This is a genomic window from Flavobacterium sp. ALJ2, from assembly GCF_015594725.1.
Lineage (GTDB): Bacteria > Bacteroidota > Bacteroidia > Flavobacteriales > Flavobacteriaceae > Flavobacterium.
This window is the reverse complement of record NZ_JADNRC010000039.1, coordinates 1-2,896: the sequence shown is the minus strand read 5'-3', so window position 1 is coordinate 2,896 and position 2,896 is coordinate 1. Positions and strand designations below refer to the sequence as shown.

Here is a 2,896-nt window from a genome sequence, read left to right as displayed (position 1 = left end):
TTAGTAAGTCTTACTACCTCAATTCTGGGAGTTGCATCTGCTTTAAGAGTAATTGTTGTTGGTGGAAGCCAACTTGCCGTAACCCTGGCTTATATAGAAATTACAAAGGAAGCTGCAGAAATGGTAATGATTAATGACAAGGCAAAACAAATATTAATAAAAAATGATTTAGGATGGTTGGTAGACAATTGGACAAAAATAAGTATTGCGGTTGATATTACCACTTTTGGATTAGAAGGATTAATTAATTTAGTTAAAAAAGGTAGAAAAGGAGCAAAAGCACTTAGAGATGCCGGATACACGGATGAAGCTTTAAAGTTAGAAGAGAAAATTGAGGATGCGGAAAAAATAATAAATGAATATGCTAGACTAGAAACAAAGCTTGCGGAGATTTTAAGTAAAACTGATGATACTTTTGGAAATTTTCCTGATGTAAAGAAAATTGAAGATGAAATTAGAGTTTTAGATAAAGAATTCGGAATCTTATTTAACTTCAAAACAATAACTCAGGCAGCCTCTTTTTTTAAATCCGCACACAAAATTCACTTTCTATAAACAATAGAAAACGTCAATCAGTTAGTACAACCGAAATGACATTTATACCTGTGTCTGGCAGCATTTGCCTTTGTTTTTCAACAACAAAAGACACCACCAAATCCGACATCAATTTACTCAATCATACAACTAATAATTAAATCTAAAAATGGAAATAACAAACTCAAAAAATGTCGATGTTCTCGACGGAAACATTACTCAGGCACAATTAAACCAATGGAAACACAAGCATAAAAAAGTAGTTAAACTCACCATTACCGATGACGACGAAACGATCTTATTTGCTTATTTCAAAAAGCCAGATATCAGCATTCGCTCGGCAGTATTGCAAGCTTCAAAAATGGACGAATTTAAAGCCCTCGAAGTATTATTCAAAAACTGTTATTTGGGTGGCGATGCCAAAATAGAACAAGAAGACGATTTACGCCTGAATATAACCACAGCATTCTCAGATCATATCCAGCCCAAACCTGTTAAAGTAGAAATACTATAGCAAACACCTTTTTTGACCTCCCATAAAACACACCACCATGATTATTAAAAACCATACAATAGTACTAGAAGATACCAGTCCTGCCGAAATGGCACGGTTCAGGCAAATTATGATTGGTATTTGGCGTCAGCAAATAGAAGATGATAAAAATGCTGCTGAAATGGAGAAGTATATTAAAGATAAGTATGCAACAACCAAAAAACTTGATGCGAAATATGCAAATGGACTTAATGATTCAGATGAACGATTCTTGGGAAATAACATAACTATAAATTCTAAAGGATATGTCACTAAACTTATAAAAAAAGAAGGCGCAAATAAATTTTTTGATGAAAATGGAACCGAATTGTTTTTTAATGATCCAAAAATTACAGATAAACATATGTTATATGGGTATTTTGAAATAAAAAATAAGATATTTACCCCTATAGTAAATGTGCTAGATAGAATCAAAGCCGCTGGAGAAATTAGTCCGAATGTTTCAGGAAGTTACAAAAACACTTCAGACTATATTAAACTGGCTATAAAATCAAATGGAGATTGGGATTTCCCTACAGGTTTAAAAATGGAATATAAAATTTCAAACGAAGAAATGAATAAAGCAGGATACAATGGTGGCTCTCGAACTTATTTTAAGTTTGGCAAGCATAATGTCATTTATAATATTGCCGATGCAGGCCAGTTTTTATGGGGTAACGCTGTGAGTAATTCAGGTTTTCTTTTGGAGTCAGCTTTAGATGGTGTAGATTTTTACGAAAAAGTTATGTCAAAAGGTCAAAATGGGGATTCTGCAGAAGATACCCAGGCAATTAAAAATGGATACAATTATCAATATTATAATCAAAAAGTAAGAGGATGGGATCAAGAGTAAATCAATTTGTTTTTTTTGAAATAGTTTTTTTTATAATTTATATAATAATATGTTCTATTCCAGAATATATAATAGGAAGACATTTAAAAGGTTTATTAGTTTTTTCCTCTTTACTTTTTAGTCTAATATTTTCTGCAATAGCAATAATTTACATGCTTATGAAAAGAAAAATAATTTATACAAAAATTATAATAACCTGTATTCCTATAATCTATCTACTTGCTATATTTATATGGGTAAAAATCAAATAGAAGATAGTTCTATTTGATTTTTACTAGATTCTATGACGAGTTTTGATGAAAAATTTTGGTGAGCAATTATAAATACCAAACTAAAAACCTGACGAAATTACATTAAAAGGTAATCGTTATATACTAAATAATGAGGATCATTATCAATATACAAATGCAAGTGCTTTAGAGGAAGTAGTTGTAACGGCATCAATATCACCCTTAGTATCTATATTACTTTGGATTAAGAAAAACATTGGTAATAAAACGCAAAAATTGCAACTGGATTCTTTTCCTAAAAATGCTCCTCTAAATTTTAAAGGAACTATTAAGGGATATTCTATTAGTTGTAATCGTCAACTCTTAGAAGCTATTGTTGATTTGAAAAATATTGAATTTAAAGTATCTTTTCCAGCAAAGACTTTCTTTCTATTAGACATTTTCGATCTTCAAAAGAACTTAGCTCTTAGATTTGAAACTGATAGTTACGAAGGAATAGAATATTTGGCTCAATTTATTGGCTATGATATTGAAGCCTTTAAAGCAACAATTATCCAACAGTATAAAAAAGCTATTACCGAGGCAGGAAATGACAAAGACAAATTAGATATTGTCTATGAAGTAATCCCTAATTTTATTTTAGTATCCCTTAAAACAGATCAACAAATGTATGCTGATATCTGGACGCTTTTAGACCAGAATATTTCAGATATCGGAGGACGCGATGAAGACCAGGGTATTTTAAAT

Annotated in this window: 4 protein-coding genes; all 4 read left to right on the top strand. The window is 31.0% G+C overall.

What is annotated here, in order from left to right:
* Positions 1–555, top strand: a 555-nt coding sequence (locus IUY40_RS19080; RefSeq protein ID WP_195738445.1) for a hypothetical protein, incomplete at its 5' end; no start/stop codon positions are given.
* 148 nt (positions 556–703) lie between these two features.
* Positions 704–1,048: a hypothetical protein gene (locus tag IUY40_RS19075; protein WP_195738444.1), complete on the top strand. Its 345-nt coding sequence runs from the start codon at positions 704–706 to the stop codon at positions 1,046–1,048.
* Between the two features lie 37 nt (positions 1,049–1,085).
* On the top strand, positions 1,086–1,919 hold the full coding sequence (locus IUY40_RS19070; protein ID WP_195738443.1) for a hypothetical protein: 834 nt from the start codon (positions 1,086–1,088) through the stop codon (positions 1,917–1,919).
* Positions 1,920–2,425: 506 nt separating this feature from the next.
* A partial coding sequence (locus tag IUY40_RS19065; RefSeq protein ID WP_195738442.1) for a hypothetical protein occupies positions 2,426–2,896 on the top strand: 471 nt, incomplete at its 3' end.

Excerpts from the sequence above, each read along its gene's own strand:
- IUY40_RS19075 (WP_195738444.1), top strand. The coding sequence starts at position 704 with ATGGAAATAACAAACTCAAAAAATGTCGATGTTCTCGACGGAAACATT.
- IUY40_RS19070 (WP_195738443.1), top strand. The coding sequence starts at position 1,086 with ATGATTATTAAAAACCATACAATAGTACTAGAAGATACCAGTCCTGCC.